Origin of the sequence: Bradyrhizobium jicamae (assembly GCF_001440395.1) — a bacterium.
In the GTDB taxonomy this organism is placed as follows: domain Bacteria; phylum Pseudomonadota; class Alphaproteobacteria; order Rhizobiales; family Xanthobacteraceae; genus Bradyrhizobium; species Bradyrhizobium jicamae.
In genome coordinates, this window is the sequence record NZ_LLXZ01000127.1 from 46704 (window position 1) to 63810 (window position 17107).

The window sequence follows — 17107 nt, forward strand, 5'->3', positions numbered from 1 at the left end:
CTGCTATACCGCTGCTTCCCGCTTACCTGCGCTCGTTCGCAGGAGTGAGCTCCAGGAGATCGACATGCCTGACCAGAATACGCCCGCCTCGGGATTCCAGTTCGGCCTCGCTAATTTGAAACCGGCCGACCCCGTGCAAAAGATCACCCTCACCTTCCCCGACGGCGCCAAGCGCGAATTTGCCAAGGACATTACCGGCCTCGACATCGCCAGGGGCATCTCGCCCTCGCTGGCCAAGCGCACGGTCGCGATGGCGCTGGACGGCGTGGTCGCCGATCTCAACGATCCGATCTCGGACGACGCGAAGATCGAGCTGATCAACCGCGAAGACCCCCGCGCGCTGGAACTGATCCGGCACGACTGCGCGCATGTGCTGGCGGAAGCGGTGCAGTCGCTGTGGCCGGGCACGCAGGTCACCATCGGCCCGGTGATCGAGAACGGCTTCTATTACGACTTCTTCCGCAACGAGCCGTTCACGCCGGAAGATTTCGCCGCGATCGAGAAGCGGATGCGCGAGATCATCGCGCGCGACAAGCCTTTCACCAAGGAAGTGTGGGATCGCGAAAAGACCAAGCAGGTGTTCCGCGACAAGGGCGAGGCCTTCAAGGTCGAACTGGTCGATGCCATTCCCGGCGACGAACCGATCAAGATCTATTTCCAGGGCGACTGGTTCGATCTCTGCCGCGGCCCGCATATGTCGTCGACGGGCAAGATCGGCAACGCCTTCAAGCTGATGAAGGTGGCGGGCGCCTATTGGCGCGGCGACGCCAACAACCCGATGCTGACGCGCATCTACGGCACGGCCTTCGCCAGGCAGGAAGAACTCGACGCCTACATGAAACAGATCGAGGAAGCCGAGAAGCGCGACCACCGCAAGCTCGGCCGTGAGCTCGACCTGTTTCACTTCCAGGAGGAAGGCCCGGGCGTGGTGTTCTGGCACCCGAAGGGCTGGACCATCTTCCAGGCGCTGATCGCCTATATGCGGCGCCGCCTGACCGGCGACTATGACGAGGTCAACGCGCCGCAGATCCTCGACAAGGTCTTGTGGGAGACCTCCGGCCACTGGGACTGGTATCGCGAGAACATGTTCGCGGCGCAGTCGGCCGGCGACGAGGCCGAGGACAAGCGCTGGTTTGCCCTGAAGCCGATGAACTGTCCCGGCCATGTGCAGATCTTCAAGCACGGCCTGAAGAGCTACCGCGACCTGCCCTTGCGCCTGGCCGAGTTCGGCGTGGTGCATCGCTACGAGGCATCAGGCGCGATGCACGGCCTGATGCGCGTGCGCGGCTTCACCCAGGACGATGCGCATGTGTTCTGCACCGAGGCCCAGCTTGCGGAGGAATGCCTCAAGATCAACGAGCTAATCCTGTCGACCTACGCCGATTTCGGATTCGATGGCGAATTGACGGTCAAGCTCTCGACGCGTCCGGAGAAGCGCGTCGGCACCGACGAGATGTGGGATCACGCCGAGCGCGTGATGGCGACCGTGCTGGCGGAAATCCAGGCCAGCGGCAACAACCGCATCAAGACCGAGATCAATCCGGGCGAAGGCGCGTTCTACGGGCCGAAGTTCGAATATGTGCTGCGTGACGCCATCGGCCGTGACTGGCAATGCGGCACCACGCAGGTCGACTTCAACCTGCCGGAACGTTTCGGCGCGTTCTACATCGACGCCGACGGCTCGAAGAAGGCGCCGGTGATGGTCCATCGCGCGATCTGCGGCTCGATGGAGCGCTTCATCGGTATCCTGATCGAGCACTTCGCCGGCAACTTCCCGCTCTGGCTGGCGCCGACTCAGGTCGTGGTCACGACCATCACCTCCGAGGGCGATGAGTACGCCAAGGTGGTCGCCGCCGCCGCGCGGCGCGCCGGCCTGCGCGTCGAGATCGACCTGCGCAACGAGAAGATCAACTACAAGGTCCGCGAACACTCGCTGGCGAAGATCCCAGCCCTGCTCGTCGTCGGCAAGAAGGAAGCCGAGACCCATTCGGTTTCGATCCGCCGGCTCGGCAGCGATGGCCAGAAGGTAATGCCGACCGACGAGGCGCTCGCCGCGCTGGTCGAGGAAGCAACCCCGCCGGACGTCAAGCGGGCGCGGGTGGCCGTCTGATCATAATCGATCTAAAATGGCTTCCGCTGGACCGGCTGCGCCCCTATCTCTGGCGCAGCCATTTCCGACGAGAGACATCCTTGTGCCCGATGCTATTGAACTGCTGAAGATCCGCCGCTCGGTAAAGCCGCGCGAGATGAGCGGCCCTGGCCCCACTGCCAGCGAACTCGATACCATCCTGACCATCGGTGCGCGGGTACCCGATCACGGCAAGCTGACGCCGTGGCGCTTCATCGTGTTTGAGGGCGACGCCCGGGCGCGCGCCGGCGACATCATCGCGCGGGTGTTTGCCAAGAAGAACCCGTCCGCGCCGGCCGCCGATATCGAGGTTGAAAAGCGGCGGCTGATGGACGCGCCGCTGGTGATCGCCGTGGTGAGCTTTATCCGGCCGCACCCCAAGGTGCCGGCCTGGGAGCAGGAACTATCCGCCGGCGCCAGCGCCATGAACATCGTCACCGCCGCCACCGCGCTGGGCTACGGTGCCAACTGGCTCACCGGCTGGTTCGCATTCGACCGCGACGTGCTCGACGGGCTCGGCTTGAAGGCGGACGAAAGGCTTGCCGGCTTCATTCATATCGGCACCCCGGCAAAGCCCGCCGAGGATCGTCCGCGCCCGGTATTGTCCGAGATCGTGACGCGGTTCTAGACGTGCGGTTCTAGACTTGGGTTCGTCACATTCGCTGTTTGCGACTTTAGACAGCTCTCTTGATCTTCATTCAACGGGATGCCCGGCGCAAAACTCTCGTTCTGCGCCGGAAATTGTCGCGTCGTCACGACATGCGACCATCGCGCGCACGATCAACCCCACAGATGGTCGAAATGCTGGTGCGCCACGTTGCTCAATTCGGCGAGCTGCGCGCTGTGCAAATCAGCGCCCGATGCGGCGGCTGCATCGCTGCGGTCACCCTGGATTGAATGCAGCAGAGATGCGAGATCGGCGAAGCGGCCGCCAAGGTCACCGCCGAAGGCATGGGCCGTGGCGCCATCGCCCGTGCCGGCATCTGCACCGGTGCCGATGGTGGTGCCCGTGGCGCCATCGCCCGCAGCCGTCTGGGTTCCGCCACAGCCGCCGGCGCCGCCATTGTCCGCACCTGCGGTCGGCGTTGTCGGCGTGTCAGTCGCGGTGTCGGGCGGCGTGGTCCCCGTGCCCGCATCCGACATGTCGGTGGTGTTGGCGCCATAGAGCGCCACGATGCCGTCGATGTCGGATTGAGCCAAACCGGTGAGATCGAAATTGGCGGTCGAGTTCATTACCGCGGGATCGTCGTTGAAGTGACCCAGTCCAATCGCATGTCCGATCTCGTGGATCGCGACGAGGCTAAATTCCGAGCCACTCAGATTGTCGCCGCTATCGAACCGGATGTCCGCACTCTGAAGTTGGCCTCCTGTAAAGCTGAAGCCCGTGACCCCCAGGACGTTGCCGGCGCCATCGAGCGCACTGTTCGAAAAATCGATGTCCGCATTGGCCGTGGACGAGACTTGCTGGAATTGGATATTGGCAACCTCGGACCATTCAGCGAATGCGGCATTGATCGATTGCAGTTCTGCCTGGGAGATACTGTTATCAACGGCCCAGGTGACCGTCCCACCCGCAGTGCCCAGTTCGGGTGAGCCCCATTTTGCGCCTTCGAGGCTGAAATCGACCGCCATGGTATCTCCTTCACTGTTGACGTAGATCAAGATCGCAGTGTCGGAGACGTAAGCTGTCTGGTTGACGAGACTGAGGCTCTCGTTGGCGAGAGTGGGGCGATACAACGCTCATTGAATGATAAGCAATAATGCGACGAGCCGACGCAGCTTTGCAGCGTCGAGCATCAAACAAGATGGCCCATGCGGGAATCGCGACCAACGAGGCCGAAGCCGTGCTTCGGTGCGTTGCGGCCTGATTGGCCGAACAGCAAGAGCTGTGCTGTTTTACACGCAGATGAGCACGGCCTCGTCTGAACCCGCGACCACTTACGCTGCCTGCGAGACCCGCGCACCAAAACGAGCCAGTAATTCCGCGATCTCCGACGCCGGCTTCGCTGCGCTGAACAGGAAGCCCTGCACCTGGTTACAGCCTTCGGCGCGCAACCAGTCGAGTTGGTCGGTCGTCTCGACACCTTCGGCCGTGGTGGTGATGTTGAGGCTGCGGCCAAGGCCGGAGATCGCGCGCACGATCGCGACGCAATCGGTGCGCTCGACAAGGTCCTTCACGAAAGAGCGGTCGATCTTGATCTTGTCGAACGGAAAACTGCGAAGATAGCTGAGGCTCGAATAGCCGGTGCCGAAATCGTCCATCGATATGCTGACGCCGAGCTCTCGCAACTGATGCAGGATCGCCAGGTTGGCTTCGGTCTCGGCCAGGAACACCGACTCGGTGATTTCAAGTTCGAGCCGCCTCGGCGACAGGCCGGAATGCGCCAACGCCGAAATCACCGCCTGAACCAGGTTGCGGCTGCGAAACTGGACCGGCGACAGATTGACCGCGACCTTGATGTCGTCCGGCCAGTTCGCCGCTTCCGAGCAAGCCTCTCGCAGCACCCACTCGCCGAGCGCCACGATCAATCCAATGTCCTCGGCGACCGGAATGAACTCTGCCGGCGAGATCATGCCCTTTTCCGGATTGCGCCAGCGCAACAGCGATTCGAACCCGCTGATCCGGTTGGCGGCAATATCGACCAGCGGCTGATAGTGCAGTTCGAATTCACCACTGGCGAACGCGCGGCGCAGGTCGCGCTCCATGTCGCGGCGCTTCTGTGCCTGGCGGTCCATCTCGGGCTCGAAGAAGCGGTGGACGCCACCGCCATCGGATTTTGCCCGGTAGAGCGCCATGTCGGCATTGCGCATCAATTCCTCGCAGGTCGCGCCATCGCCGGGCGAGAGCGCAATACCGACGCTGGCGCCGACGATAACCTCGATGCCGTCGAGGTCGTAGCGCGCGCTCAACGCGCCAATCAGCCGGTCGGCAAAATCGCTCACCTCGTTCGGCGACACCTCGGAGGCCAGCACGATGGCGAATTCGTCACCGCCGAGCCGGGCGACGAGATTGTCGCCGCGAACCTCGGACTTCAGCCGCTCGGCCACCGACTTCAACAAGCGATCGCCCATCGGGTGACCGAATGAATCGTTGACTTTCTTGAACAGATCGAGATCGACACAAAGTACTGCGACGCGCCTGTTGCCGGACGCGCGCTCCAGCGCCTGGCGAAGGCCGTCCTGATAGAAGTCGCGGTTCGGCAGGTCGGTCAGGCCGTCATGATGGGCCATGTGCACAATCCGCGCTTCCGCCTTGCGGCGTTCGGTAATGTCGACGACGGCTACCAGATAGCCGTCGCGTCCGTCGAAGGCGACGCGCCGTCCAAACGTCAGCACATGGATTTCGCTGCCATCGGCCTTGAGATGCCGCCAGTCGCGACTCGAATTATAGACGTGGCCCAGCTGCTGCAGCGCCTGGCTGTGGCTTGCCCATTCGTCCGCCGGCCAGATCTGGCGAAGTTGCATCTGCAGAAAGGTTTCACGGGGATAGCCATAATGCCGGACGGCCGCGTCGTTGACGTTCAGGAATTGCGTCGTTTCGGCATCGAACACCCACATTGGCATTGGATTGTTGTCGAACAGCAGGCGGAATGAAACTTCGCTCCGCTTCAGCGCCGTGACGTCGGAAACCGTCAGCGACAGCATGTCGCCGAACGCCGTCACGCCCAGCCGCAGACAGCGGTCCTCGCTGTCGATCTCGATCTGACCGCCGTGGCCGCCGCCGATGATGTCTCGTAGACGGCGGAGCACCTCCGGTCCGCACAGCAGATTTCCTCCAGTGGCGAGCCGGTGCCACAGCAATTCCGTCGACGGTTTCCGCAGCAGCCGCGCCGCACCCTGATTGAGATGAACGATCTGAAAATCGGACGGATTGCCATTAACGTCGCGAATCGCGGCCAGCGACAATACGCCCTCGTCGGTCGCCGAGAAGATCGTATCCAGCAGATTGAATTGTGCGTCGCGCTCGTTGACATAGGCGCCGACCAGGGTGGCGCCCCAACGCGAAGACGTCGGCAGTGCCAGCACATCATAAGTTCGAACCAGCCCGTCGCGCACGCAATGCGCCGCCGCGAGATACGGGCGGCCGGTCTGCAACGCGTGAGATGCGGCTTCGCCGAGCGCCGTCGCGCAATCCGGCGGCAGCGCGCTCAAGGGAATGTCCCAGCGATCATCATTGAGCCATTGCTGGATATAGCGGCCGCTGTGCGAGACGGCGAACGTGTCGTCGTCGTTGCGAAGCAACACCACATGGTCCGCAAGCCGGCCGAGACTGCCAAGCATGACGTCTTCGTAGCGAGGCAAATACTCGCCCGGGCGCAACGCCGCCTGCCATTTGCGCTGCAAGACCGCGACGTCGGTGAACATCTCGGTGTTGAATTTCTCTGACGATTTTCTCGATGATCTGTTGGCCGCAACCATGCCCTGCCCCGCTTACGCGCACTCAATCCCGGGGCATCCAATGCAGCCGGGTTTAAGGCTGTGTAAAAAATGCGGCAGCGGTACGCCGATATGGCGATTATGACAGTTTTAAGCTGTGCGATGGTTAGTGCGCGTTAGAGACTATGACAGTCCAACGCGTAGACGTTCAGCGCGCGATGACCTCGACCTCGGTATCGACGCCGTTGACGACGTTGAATGGACGCTCGAACACCTTGCCTTCGTTCTTGGCAATGGCCCGGTATTCGCCTTCGGACAGGACGACGCGGGGAAACGCGCCGATCGATTCCTTGATGACGTCGCCGCCCGGCGTGATGACAGACCACGCGGTGTTGGCGAGCGCCTCGCCGCCCCTGTCGCCGACGAGTTTCAGCGTAATCACCGCCGCGCGGTGACTGACGGTGACGTCGGTCAGCTTGCCGGCCTGCACCCGGATGTCGGAGCGCACCACCGAGTTGGCGTCGCCGTAGTTGGAGATGATGTAGTAGGTCCCTTCAGGGAGCAGCGCGACGTCGGTGGCGGGAACGCTCGGCAGCAGCGGGCTGCGCTCGGCGCCGCCTTCGAACTGGCTGCCCTTGTACAACGCGAACGAAATCTGGTTCGGCGGAATCTTGCTGGAGCCGACGCGGCCTTCGATTCGCAGGCCTCCGGCCGGCAGCACGAAGGCGACGCGGTCCGTCTCCGCCTTCAGGCTCACCGCCCGCACCGCGCTGACGAGGCCGAGGGCGACGTGGACGACGTAATTGCCGGGCGGCAGCACGATGTTCGGGGTCGCGCCGCGCTCCTCGCGAATCAGCTTGAACGTGCCGGTATCGTCGGGCTTGTCGGCGAACACCCGCCACACCAGCCCGCCATTGATGACCGGCAGGTCCTTGCCGTAACGCGCCGTCAGCGACAGCACCCCCTGGTTTGCGGGCGAGGCCCCCTGCGGCGCGGCCGCCGGCGGGGTCGTGGCGATCGAGGGGGGCACGATGGTCGGCTGGTTCAGCGATGGCGGAACGGTCGGGATAGCGCCGGTCCCCGAGGGCGGCGCCAGGTTCATGGCCGGCCCGGTCTGAACATCCGGAACCGCGGCCGGCGGTACCGGTGGCGGGCGGTCTGAAAACATCTGGGCCGAAGCCGGGACCGAAAGCGCCGCGACGAGCGCCACTGCAAGCGCCAACGCCGGGAAAGGCCGTCCGCCCTGCCCGTTTCCAGCGATGCCGTTGCCGCCCGAAATCATGGCCATGCTTTTCACCGAAAACGCGGCAAATTCAAGCCTTGGTGGCGAAAGTCCGGCCGCCGGTCATGGCGGAACCGTGCGAGCACGTCATGTTGATGCTGCGGTCGCGGTCCAGTCACATTCCCTGCCTAGGCCAGCTTTGCCGGGGCATAAACCATGCATCGGGATCGAGATAGTCTATTCTGGCGCAGCCGCGCTGTGGCGAATATCGTGGCAGCCGCAGGAGAGTTTGCGTGTTGGACAGCTGGATGGGGCGCGGCCAAAAGGGCTCCGATGCCCAAGACAAGGCCCAAGATAAGGCCCAAGACAAAGACAAGGTAGGGCTCGGCAGCATCCGCCGGCCGGTGATCGGACTGGCGCTCGGCGGCGGCGCCGCCCGCGGCTTTGCCCATATCGGCATCGTCCGGACGCTGGTGGCCCATGGAATCATTCCCAATGTCGTGGTCGGAACGTCGATCGGCGCCGTGGTCGGCGGCGCCTATGCCGCCGGACATCTCGATACGCTGGAAGAATGGGCGCGCAGCCTGCAGCCGCGAACCGTCCTCTCCTATCTCGACATCCGCCTGAACGGTTCCGGCCTGATCGGCGGCGCCAAGCTCGCGGCCGAAATCGAGGCGGCGATGGGCCAGAACCTGATCGAGGACCTGCCGGTAAAATTCGCGACCGTCGCGACCGAGGTACGCACCGGTCACGAGATCTGGCTGACGCATGGCCCGATGGTGGATGCGATGCGCGCCTCCTACGCGCTGCCCGGCATCTTCTCGCCGATCCTGGTCGGAGACCGCTGGCTGGTCGACGGCGCGCTGGTCAATCCGGTGCCGGTGTCGGCGGCACGCGCGCTTGGCGCGGAAATCGTCATCGCCGCCAATCTTTCCAGCGACGTCTTTGCGCATTCCACGACGATCTATTCCCACGGCCCGACACCCGGCGTGTCGGTCTCGGTGATGCCGGAAGCGATGGCTGAACCCGAGCCGCGGAAACGCGGTATCGGAAAATTCTTCTCCGCGGAGCGCACGATGAAGCGTGAGTTCTTCGGCGGCGGCGGACGGCCCGGCATCTCCTCGGTGATGGTCGATGCCTTCAACATCATGCAGGACCGCATCACCCGCGCACGGCTTGCCGGCGATCCGCCGGATCTTCTGATCTCACCCCGCGTCGGCAAGATCGGCTGGTTCGATTTTCATCGCGCCGACGATCTGATCGCCCATGGTGCGCGCGCTGCCGAGCGCGCCATCGATTCGATCCAGGAAGCGATCCACATTCTGGTGCCGCCGACGACAGCGAGCGAAGCCGCGGCGGCGGAAAAGGCCGAGAAGGAATAGCGATCAGGCCGTCTTGATGTAGTCGCGCAGCGCTTCCTGCTCGGCCTCGTATTCCTGGACGCGGCTCTTGACGATGTCGCCGATCGAGATCAGCCCGACGACCTTGCCGTCCTCGACCACGGGCAGATGCCTGAACTTGCCGATCGTCATCATTTCCATGATGCCGGCGACGGTGTCGGACTCCCGGCAACTCACGACCTTGCGCGTCATGACGGCGCTGACCGGCTCCTCGAGAATCCTGGCGCCGCGCTCGCCCAGCACCCGCACAATGTCGCGCTCCGAAATGATGCCCTCGAGACGTCCCTGGTTCATCACCAGCACGGCGCCGATCTTGCGCTCACCGAGGAGCTTGATCGCGGCTGAAACCTTGGCGTCCGGTTCGACGCTCAGGATGTGATGGCCTTTGGTATCGAGAATTGTGCGTACCGTCATTGTCGCCTCCTGAATCCCTGTCGTGCCCCCGAGAGCCCGACTTGTTCGCGAGTCTTCAATCAACAGTTCCGCGCCGCTTTCGTTTCGGGCGCAGTTGGCAAGCGCGGCTGTCCTATGCGGCAGCGGCTTTAGCTTGCATTGAAACCTTGCGTGGATGATGGATTAAATCGCTCGTCGCCGCAAGCGGCGATCAGACGCGGCCAGGTTCATCCGGCGACGAAGCATCCGCGGCATGCGGCATCGCACGCGGCACCGGATCGAACAGCGAGAACAACATCAGGCCGGCGAGGAATCCGCCGATATGTGCCTGCCAGGCGACACTGGCGCCTTCGGACCCGATCGAAATCGAGCCGAGGCCGAAGATGATGTTGACGCCGAACCACACTGCCAGAAATCCGAGCACACGCCCGTTGCGCAGCGCGCGGGAAAGCGACAGTGCCGGAACTTTCGCCGCGGCATCGGCATCGCCCCGATGGAACGAAAGAAAGCTCCCCTTCACGAAGGCGAAGCGGATGGCGGCGGCCATGGCGCCGGACACCGAGGTCGAGGCGCCGATCATCGGCGCGATGGCGTGCTCATGGGTGACGAGATGCGCCAAAGCGCCCGCCGCCGCCGTCACCGCCATGAATACGAAGAACCTGACCGGGCCAAACCGGCGCGCCAGTGCGCTGCCGAACGGCAGCAACCACAGTATGTTGAAACCGATATGGCTGAGATTGGCATGCAGCAGTGAATAGGTGACGAAGGTCCAGACCTTGGCGCCGGCCCCGCCGGGAAAGGTGATATTGAGCAGCGTGGAGTCGTAGCGCTTCGGGATGAAACCGAAGACGTCGATGGTCCAGTTCTCCAGATCCACCGGCAGCAGCACCCGCAAGTGAATCGCCGCGATCAGCGCAATGTAGGCCGTCAGCGCGCCGGGCAGCGTCAGGATCGGCTCACGCGGGGCGTCCGGCGGCTCGACCGGGGATGAGTAAGACTGGGATTCCAAAGGGGCCAGGACCTTAGCTGGTGCTTCGCGGCGTATTGGCTCAGATAGGCGGCTTTGCCCGCCCTGTGCAAGTGCACAATCACACCTATCCGTGCCCCGGACGCGGCACGACCGCAAAAGAAAAAGGGAGGATGCTGAGAACATCCTCCCTTGTCTCGTTGATCTTTTCGCGCCCCAGGAGCTAAGGATCAGATCCCCACCCCTCCCCGCGCGATGACCAAACTGTTTGACGCGGCCCGTGTACCAACTGCGCCGAGAATTCAGAGATAAGCCGGCGCCGACTGATGCGTTCCACCCTACGCGCGCCGCCGTGCCTTCGCCAACCTCATAGTTAATTTAACGTTAACAACGCAAAGCCGCGCCGGGCGCGGCCAAATCGCGTTGGCGGCATGGACGCTGCAAAGCCTGTCCTGCACAACAGCCGAGGGAAGGCGTGTTGCGCAAAAGCGAGACAGAAGTGTCTCGCCAGGCAACCCGGGGGGCGAGGACAAGGATATGAAACACCCATCGAGCCGCGAGTTTTTCGCTTATTGGGATGCGAAACGCGGCGATGCGCGGGCGCCCGACCGCAGCGAGATCGAACCCGGGGCGGTACGCGAGCTGCTCGGCGACATTTTCGTGCTGTCCTACGACAACGACGCCGGCTACCCGTTTCGTGTTGCCGGGACGCGAGTCTGCGCCCTGCTCGGCCGTGACCTCAAGGACACGAGCTTCTCCGCGCTGTTCACCCCCGACAGCCGTCGCGACATCGAGGACATCGTTACTTACGTCGCGGAAGAAATGCTGGCGGCCATTGCCGGCATCACCGCGACGTCCGAAGACGGCACGACGGCGCATCTGGAGTTGCTGCTGCTGCCGTTCAACAACCGGGCGCACGCGCCGATCAGCCTGACCGGATTGCTGGCGCCATTCGAAAACGACCTCGGCACCATCAGCGACTTCAAGGTGACGTCGTGGCGCTATCTGCACCGCCCCGAGAAGTTCGTCCCGCGCGCCCTGCGCAAGCTCGCGATCGCGCGCGGCTTCATGGTGTATGAAGGGCTGCGGTAAGCGGCAACCGCGGGTTCGCCAGCACCACCAGCGCAGCGACCGCAGCGTCAAGAAATCTCGTAGACCGACACCTCGTCCTCGATGCCACTCAACGCAACGCGTTTGAGTGCCGGCTTTAGCCCGTTGGAAGCCAGCAGTGCCTGAGTTTGTGCATTGTCCACCACCGACTTCGTCACGACGATCGAGCGCGAGGCCGCAAGGCTCTGTACGCGCGAAGCAATATTGACGGTCTGGCCAAAATAATCCTGCTGGGCATTGAGCGTGACAGCAAGGCATGATCCTTCATGGATGCCGATCTTCAGACGCAAACTCTGATGCTGACGCTGGGCGCCGAGATCACTCATCGCCTCGCGCATGCGGATCGCGGCGGCAATGGCGCGGTCGGGCGTCTCGAAGGTCGCCATCACGGCATCGCCGATGGTCTTCACGACGGCGCCCCGTTCAGAGACGATAATCTCCTGCAGCAACCGGAAATGCTCGTCGACGAGATCGAAGGCGACGAGGTCACCGACGCGCTCATAGAGCTCCGTCGAGCCCTTCAGATCGCTGAACAGGAAAGTCAGGCTCAAAATCTTGAGACGTTGGCCGATGGCAAGCGTGTCGGTCCGGTAAAGGTCGCGGAAGGTCTGATTGGTGAGGAGACGTTTCGCGGTGAGAATGGGCTTGCGGCGGCTGAGGAGATTGTCCAGCACCTGGTTCGCCATCCATACCGCCGGCAGCACACGGCTATCGGTACGGTTCTCCAGGGTCAGCCGCAGTGGCCCGGGATGCAAAGCGATGGTTTCGACCGGGACCTGCACCTTGTTGAAGATCACGGACAGGTTCTGGCGTTCGTTCGTCTCCCCGCCGCTGACGTCGAGGAATTGTGCCGTATGTGTCACGGGATCGAACACAATCAATGTGCCCGCCGGTAAATTCAGGGAGAGGATGGCCCTCTCTCCCGGCGGCAAGTCGACGCTTTCCAGCGTGACCTCGTCCAGCACCTTCTCCAGATCCGCCGGAAGATCGATGGCCGAACTCCAAAAGACCTGTCGATAATATTCGGCCACGGACAAACCATCGGGGCTGTGGGCCGCTATCCTGCGCACGCGCGGGCTCACCGTGAAGGTTACCTCGACGAGGTTGTCGAGCGTCGTCTCATAGCCGGCGGCGCAGAAAGCACAACTATACTGCCGCCTGTCCAGCGTCTTCAGGCTCTTGTTGGCGGAAAGAACACCTGCGCAGCTCAGACACATGACATTCCATGTCATCTCGAAGATGCCAAGCGCCACCGCATTCAATAGCGCCGCGACGACCCGTTCCTCGGCGAGGCCTTCCCTGGCAGCGAGGTCAAGCGCGTTCATCTTGTTCAAGGCATGATCCGGGGCGTCCCGCACCATACGCTCGAGCATTTCAACCACGTCGCCATTCGCCGACTGACGCAGGGCGGCAAACAAGGTCTCAGCTTCGCTCATGCGCCAATACTACCTGAAAGAGTGCGGGGCGGAAACTGCTTCGGCCCCACACCTTCAACAACGACTCGTGACAATAACCTCCAGGGACATCAGCGGCCGCTGAATACGGCCGCCCGCTTCTCGAGAAATGCGTTGCGCCCTTCCACCGCATCGGCGCTCAGGCGGATCTCCGCCTGAGTCTCGATCTCGCGGCGGAACTGGTCGGCATAGCTGGCGTGCTCGCTCTCGTCGATCAGGCGGCGCGTCGCGACGAGCGCACGCGTCGGACCTTCAGCGAGTTTGCGCGCCAGTTCGAGCGCGCCGTCGCGCAGCGCCGCGTCGTCGAAGATGTCGCGGACCAGTCCCCATTCTTTCGCCTGCTCGGCCGAGAGCGGCTCATTGGTCATCATCAGTTCGAGCGCGCGCTGCCGGCCGACCAGACGCGGCAACAGCCAGGTCGAGCCGAGATCGGGCACCAGCGCGATGCGGCTGAACACCTGGATGAATCGCGCCGATCGCGCGGCAACGATCATGTCACCCGCCATCGCCAGGCTGAACCCGCCGCCCGCCGCCACGCCGTTGACGGCGACCACGATCGGCACGCGGCACTCACGCATCGCCTTGAACGTCGGCCAGTAATACTTCATCACGCCGGCCGCGATGTCGTCGCCGAGGATCTGCGCGGCCTTGAGGTTCTGCCCCGAGCAGAAGCCGCGACCCTCGCCCGTCAGCACCAGCGCCCTCACCTGCGGATCGTCATTAACTTCACCGATGGCAATGGCGAGATCGCCCAACAGATCAGGCGTCATCGCGTTCAGCGTTTCAGGCCCATCCAACGTCAGCAGGCTGACGTTGCCATCACGCTCACGCTTCACTCCCGGCATTTCGTACCTCCGTTCACAGGCATTTTGGCCGGCCCGGCCGGGCGCGACGGGTAATCCTAATGGTACCGAAGGACCTCCATCAACTGGTACAGAAACGCCATCTCTGTGCCAATATCGGCACAGTGATTGTTTACCCTGAGAGGAGCGAGCGTTGAGCAATCGCTGGGGTATTCTGGCCGTGCTGTTCATCGTGCGGCTGACCATAGCGCTCCAGTTTCAGAGCGTCGCTGCAGTTGCCCCGCTGCTCGGCGCCAAATTCGATGCCAGCCTGGCCGATATCGGACTCCTGATCGGTATCTATTTCACGCCGGGTGTTGCGCTGTCGCTGCCGGGCGGCGCGGTCGGAAAAAGGATCGGCGACAAAGGTGCCGGATCAGGTGCGCTGGTGGTGATGTTGATCGGCCAACTCACCATGGTGGTCTCGGATTCCTGGGGCTGGCAAATTGCAGGACGGATAATCGCCGGCAGTGGCGCCGTCTTGCTCGGCGTCATCTTGACGAAAATGGTCACCGACTGGTTTGCCGGCAAGGAAATCGCGACCGCGATGGCCATCTTCGTCACTTCGTGGCCGGTCGGCATCGCAACCTCGCTTTTGACCCTGCCCATGATCGGCGCCGTCTATGGTGTCAGCGCTGCCTATCTTTCGGTTGCCGCGCTGATCGGCCTCGGCATCCCGCTTCTTGTTGTGGGCTATCGATCGCCGTCAATTGCTGCAACCGCGGCTTCAGCCGCCTCACGGCTCGACCGCAGCGCCCTCTTCGCCGTGATCACCGCGGGTCTGATCTGGGGTGTCTTCAATATCGGCTTCACGATGATTTTCAGTTTCGGCCCGACGCTGCTGGTCGAACGCGGCTGGTCGATCACGGCGGCCGGCTCGGCCATCAGCATCGTGCTGTGGCTCGCGGCGTTGGGCGGAATAGCCGGCGGATTTCTGGCTGATTGGACCGGGCGGCCGCAGTCGGTACTTGTCACAGGGTGCGTCCTGTTCGCGCTATTGATGCTGATGTTGCCTCGCAGCGCGGCGGTGATTCCCATTGTGATTGCGATCGGCGCAATCAGCGCCCTGCCCGCAGGGCCGATCATGAGCCTGCCCGCGCGCGTGTTGCAGCTTCAGACGCGTGCGATCGGGATGGGTATTTTCTTCACCGTCTTTTTCGTCGTGATGATGCTTGGACCGGCGATCGGCGGCGCCATCGCCAAATGGACCGGCAGCGCGGCGGGGGCATTCGATGTCGGGACGGCGGCCCTGCTTGCCTGTCTGGTATTGTTATGGGGATACAACCGGATTGTGCTAATGAACCAGCAGGATTCGCCGAAGTAGGCACGATCTTGCAACTGCAGCCGGGCTCCGAACGCATCTTTGCCGACGACAATACCGACCCGCTCGACGGTATCGTGCAGTGGGCGCCGGTGAAGTCGCTTTGGATCGGCAGCATGACCGCAATGGCGATCATCCTTGCGCCGATCTTCATTTCCTGGAGCGCGATTATTCTGTTTGTCGTGGCCAGCGGCGTAACCCTTTGCTTCGGGCACTCCGTCGGCATGCACCGGCGGCTGATTCATTCCAGCTTCGACTGCCCGCTCTGGGTCGAGCATTTGTGCGTTTATCTCGGGACGCTGGTTGGAATGGCGGGTCCCTACGGCATGGTCCGGCTGCACGATTTTCGCGACTGGGCGCAGCGTCAGTCCACTTGCCATGATTATTCCTGTCACCGTGCCGGTTTCTGGCGCGACGCGTGGTGGCAAATGCATTGCAGGCTGGCACTGAAGCATCCGCCGGAATTTCGGCTCGAACCACGCCTCGCCGGCGACCGATTTTATGCATTCGTCGAGCGGACGTGGATGTGGCAGCAATTGCCGTGGGCAATTCTGTTTTTCGCGATTGGCGGCTGGAGTTGGCTGGTCTGGGGCATCTTCGTTCGTGTAAGCGTCTGCGTTACCGGTCATTGGCTGATCGGGCACTTCTCTCATCGCAGCGGCGGACAGAGCTGGGTTATCGATGGCGTGGCGGCGCAGGGCTACAACGTCGGCATCGCCGGGCTGATCAGCATGGGCGAAAGCTGGCACAACAATCACCACGCATTTCCGGGCTCGGCGAAGCTCGGCCTCTTTCCTGGTCAGATCGATCTCGGCTGGTGGTTGATCAAGACTCTCGGAGCCATTGGCCTCGCGAGCAACATCAAAACACCGGACGACCTCCCCCGCCGTCCAGGATTGCGGCGTTTGGCGAATGCAGAAGGCGTTGCAGCGTTCGCGCCCGGCGGCTAGTCCCCTGAAAAGCGATGACAGCGGAAAAACCTCGGAACCGTCGCGCCGCGACCGCGGGCCGCGTGAATGCCCGCACTTCCTGCAACCACCGCTAACACATCGTTAACCCTGTCGGCCTTAGGGTCTTTGCGACGCCGAAGGACCGGCTGTCTGGTGGCGAAGATGTCGTTTGCGCAAAAGAAAACCGTTACTGTCCCGTCCGCCGAGGAGCGACGGCGCTTCCAGCGCGTCAAGGTCCACCTGCTCGGCCGCTACATGCTGCCGGATCGGCGCGAATTTCCTTGCCAGATTATCAACATGTCGCCGGGCGGACTGGCGCTGCTGGCGCCCGGCATCGGCAATGTCGGCGACCGCGTGATCGCCTATCTCGACCATATCGGCCGGGTCGAGGGCAAAATCACCCGCATCATCGACAATGGCTTTGCCATGACGGTCGGCGCCACCGCGCGAAAGCGCGACAAGCTCGCCGCCCAGCTCACCTGGCTCGCCAACCGCGATATCCTCAACCTGCCGGAAGACCGCCGCCACGATCGTATCGTGCCGCGCAACCCGATCGCCCTGCTCACGCTCGAGGACGGCAGCAAGATGACCTGCCGCATCATCGACCTGTCGCTGTCGGGTGCTGCCATCGCCGCGGAGAACCGCCCGCCGCTGAAATCCCTGGTCATGCTCGGCAAGGTGCAGTCCCGCGTGGTGCGAAACCTCGAGGAAGGCTTCGCGCTGGAGTTCGTCCACGAGCAGGTTGGCGAGACGCTCGAAGACGCGGTTACCGCGCGGTAAAGCGCCAATCGGCAAAAACCCTGATTTTTCAGCCTCAAAGGCGGTATCCGCGTTGCCGGATACCGCCTTTTAGCTGTTCGGCGCCGGCCAAAGTCGGTTAACGCGCGGCGCCTTTGCCGGCGCAATCCCTGCGATTTGCAGCGTCACAGGAGTTAATCCGTAA

General features: G+C 62.9%; 14 protein-coding genes. 7 read left to right on the forward strand and 7 right to left on the reverse strand.

What is annotated here, in order from left to right:
• Positions 1-64: 64 nt before the first annotated feature.
• Both thrS and CQ12_RS21315 read left to right on the forward strand, forming a co-directional pair.
• A complete protein-coding gene (gene thrS / locus CQ12_RS21310; RefSeq protein ID WP_057837257.1) occupies positions 65-2110 on the forward strand; it encodes a threonine--tRNA ligase in 2046 nt (681 codons plus the stop codon).
• A gap of 82 nt (positions 2111-2192) precedes the next feature.
• A complete protein-coding gene (locus tag CQ12_RS21315; RefSeq protein ID WP_057837258.1) occupies positions 2193-2756 on the forward strand; it encodes a nitroreductase family protein in 564 nt (187 codons plus the stop codon).
• Between the two features lie 152 nt (positions 2757-2908).
• Here CQ12_RS21315 and CQ12_RS21320 read toward each other — a convergent pair whose 3' ends face one another.
• From CQ12_RS21320 to CQ12_RS21330, 3 genes are all read right to left on the reverse strand, one after another.
• Positions 2909-3760: a matrixin family metalloprotease gene (locus CQ12_RS21320; protein WP_157088373.1), complete on the reverse strand. Its 852-nt coding sequence runs from the start codon at positions 3758-3760 to the stop codon at positions 2909-2911.
• A gap of 306 nt (positions 3761-4066) precedes the next feature.
• The gene (locus CQ12_RS21325; RefSeq protein WP_057837260.1) at positions 4067-6547 is read right to left on the reverse strand and encodes a putative bifunctional diguanylate cyclase/phosphodiesterase; all 2481 of its coding nucleotides are present in this window, start codon (positions 6545-6547) and stop codon (positions 4067-4069) included.
• 166 nt (positions 6548-6713) lie between these two features.
• The gene (locus CQ12_RS21330; protein ID WP_057837292.1) at positions 6714-7787 is read right to left on the reverse strand and encodes a hypothetical protein; all 1074 of its coding nucleotides are present in this window, start codon (positions 7785-7787) and stop codon (positions 6714-6716) included.
• A 233-nt stretch (positions 7788-8020) separates the two neighbouring features.
• Here CQ12_RS21330 and CQ12_RS21335 point away from each other — a divergent pair, with 233 nt between their 5' ends.
• Positions 8021-9109 carry a patatin-like phospholipase family protein gene (locus CQ12_RS21335; protein ID WP_245310054.1) on the forward strand — a complete coding sequence of 363 codons (1089 nt, stop codon included), beginning with the start codon at positions 8021-8023 and terminating at the stop codon, positions 9107-9109.
• A 3-nt stretch (positions 9110-9112) separates the two neighbouring features.
• On the opposite strand, the gene CQ12_RS21340 is transcribed toward CQ12_RS21335, so the two are convergent.
• Together CQ12_RS21340 and CQ12_RS21345 are read right to left on the reverse strand one after the other, a co-directional pair.
• On the reverse strand, positions 9113-9541 hold the full coding sequence (locus CQ12_RS21340) for a CBS domain-containing protein (protein WP_057837262.1): 429 nt from the start codon (positions 9539-9541) through the stop codon (positions 9113-9115).
• 190 nt (positions 9542-9731) lie between these two features.
• A complete protein-coding gene (locus CQ12_RS21345) occupies positions 9732-10529 on the reverse strand; it encodes a rhomboid family intramembrane serine protease (protein ID WP_057837263.1) in 798 nt (265 codons plus the stop codon).
• Positions 10530-11024: 495 nt separating this feature from the next.
• On the opposite strand from CQ12_RS21345, the gene CQ12_RS21350 reads away from it, so the two are divergent.
• A complete protein-coding gene (locus CQ12_RS21350; RefSeq protein ID WP_057837264.1) occupies positions 11025-11579 on the forward strand; it encodes a PAS domain-containing protein in 555 nt (184 codons plus the stop codon).
• 47 nt (positions 11580-11626) lie between these two features.
• Here CQ12_RS21350 and CQ12_RS21355 read toward each other — a convergent pair whose 3' ends face one another.
• A complete protein-coding gene (locus CQ12_RS21355) occupies positions 11627-13033 on the reverse strand; it encodes an adenylate/guanylate cyclase domain-containing protein (RefSeq protein ID WP_057837265.1) in 1407 nt (468 codons plus the stop codon).
• Between the two features lie 89 nt (positions 13034-13122).
• Positions 13123-13896: an enoyl-CoA hydratase-related protein gene (locus CQ12_RS21360; RefSeq protein ID WP_057837266.1), complete on the reverse strand. Its 774-nt coding sequence runs from the start codon at positions 13894-13896 to the stop codon at positions 13123-13125.
• A 190-nt stretch (positions 13897-14086) separates the two neighbouring features.
• Here CQ12_RS21360 and CQ12_RS21365 point away from each other — a divergent pair, with 190 nt between their 5' ends.
• The 3 genes from CQ12_RS21365 (at position 14087) to CQ12_RS21375 (ending at position 16944) form a co-directional block, all read left to right on the forward strand.
• On the forward strand, positions 14087-15217 hold the full coding sequence (locus CQ12_RS21365; protein ID WP_245310059.1) for an MFS transporter: 1131 nt from the start codon (positions 14087-14089) through the stop codon (positions 15215-15217).
• Positions 15218-15231: 14 nt separating this feature from the next.
• On the forward strand, positions 15232-16164 hold the full coding sequence (locus CQ12_RS21370; protein WP_057837293.1) for an acyl-CoA desaturase: 933 nt from the start codon (positions 15232-15234) through the stop codon (positions 16162-16164).
• Between the two features lie 162 nt (positions 16165-16326).
• On the forward strand, positions 16327-16944 hold the full coding sequence (locus CQ12_RS21375) for a PilZ domain-containing protein (protein WP_057837294.1): 618 nt from the start codon (positions 16327-16329) through the stop codon (positions 16942-16944).
• The last annotated feature ends 163 nt before the right edge of the window (positions 16945-17107 follow it).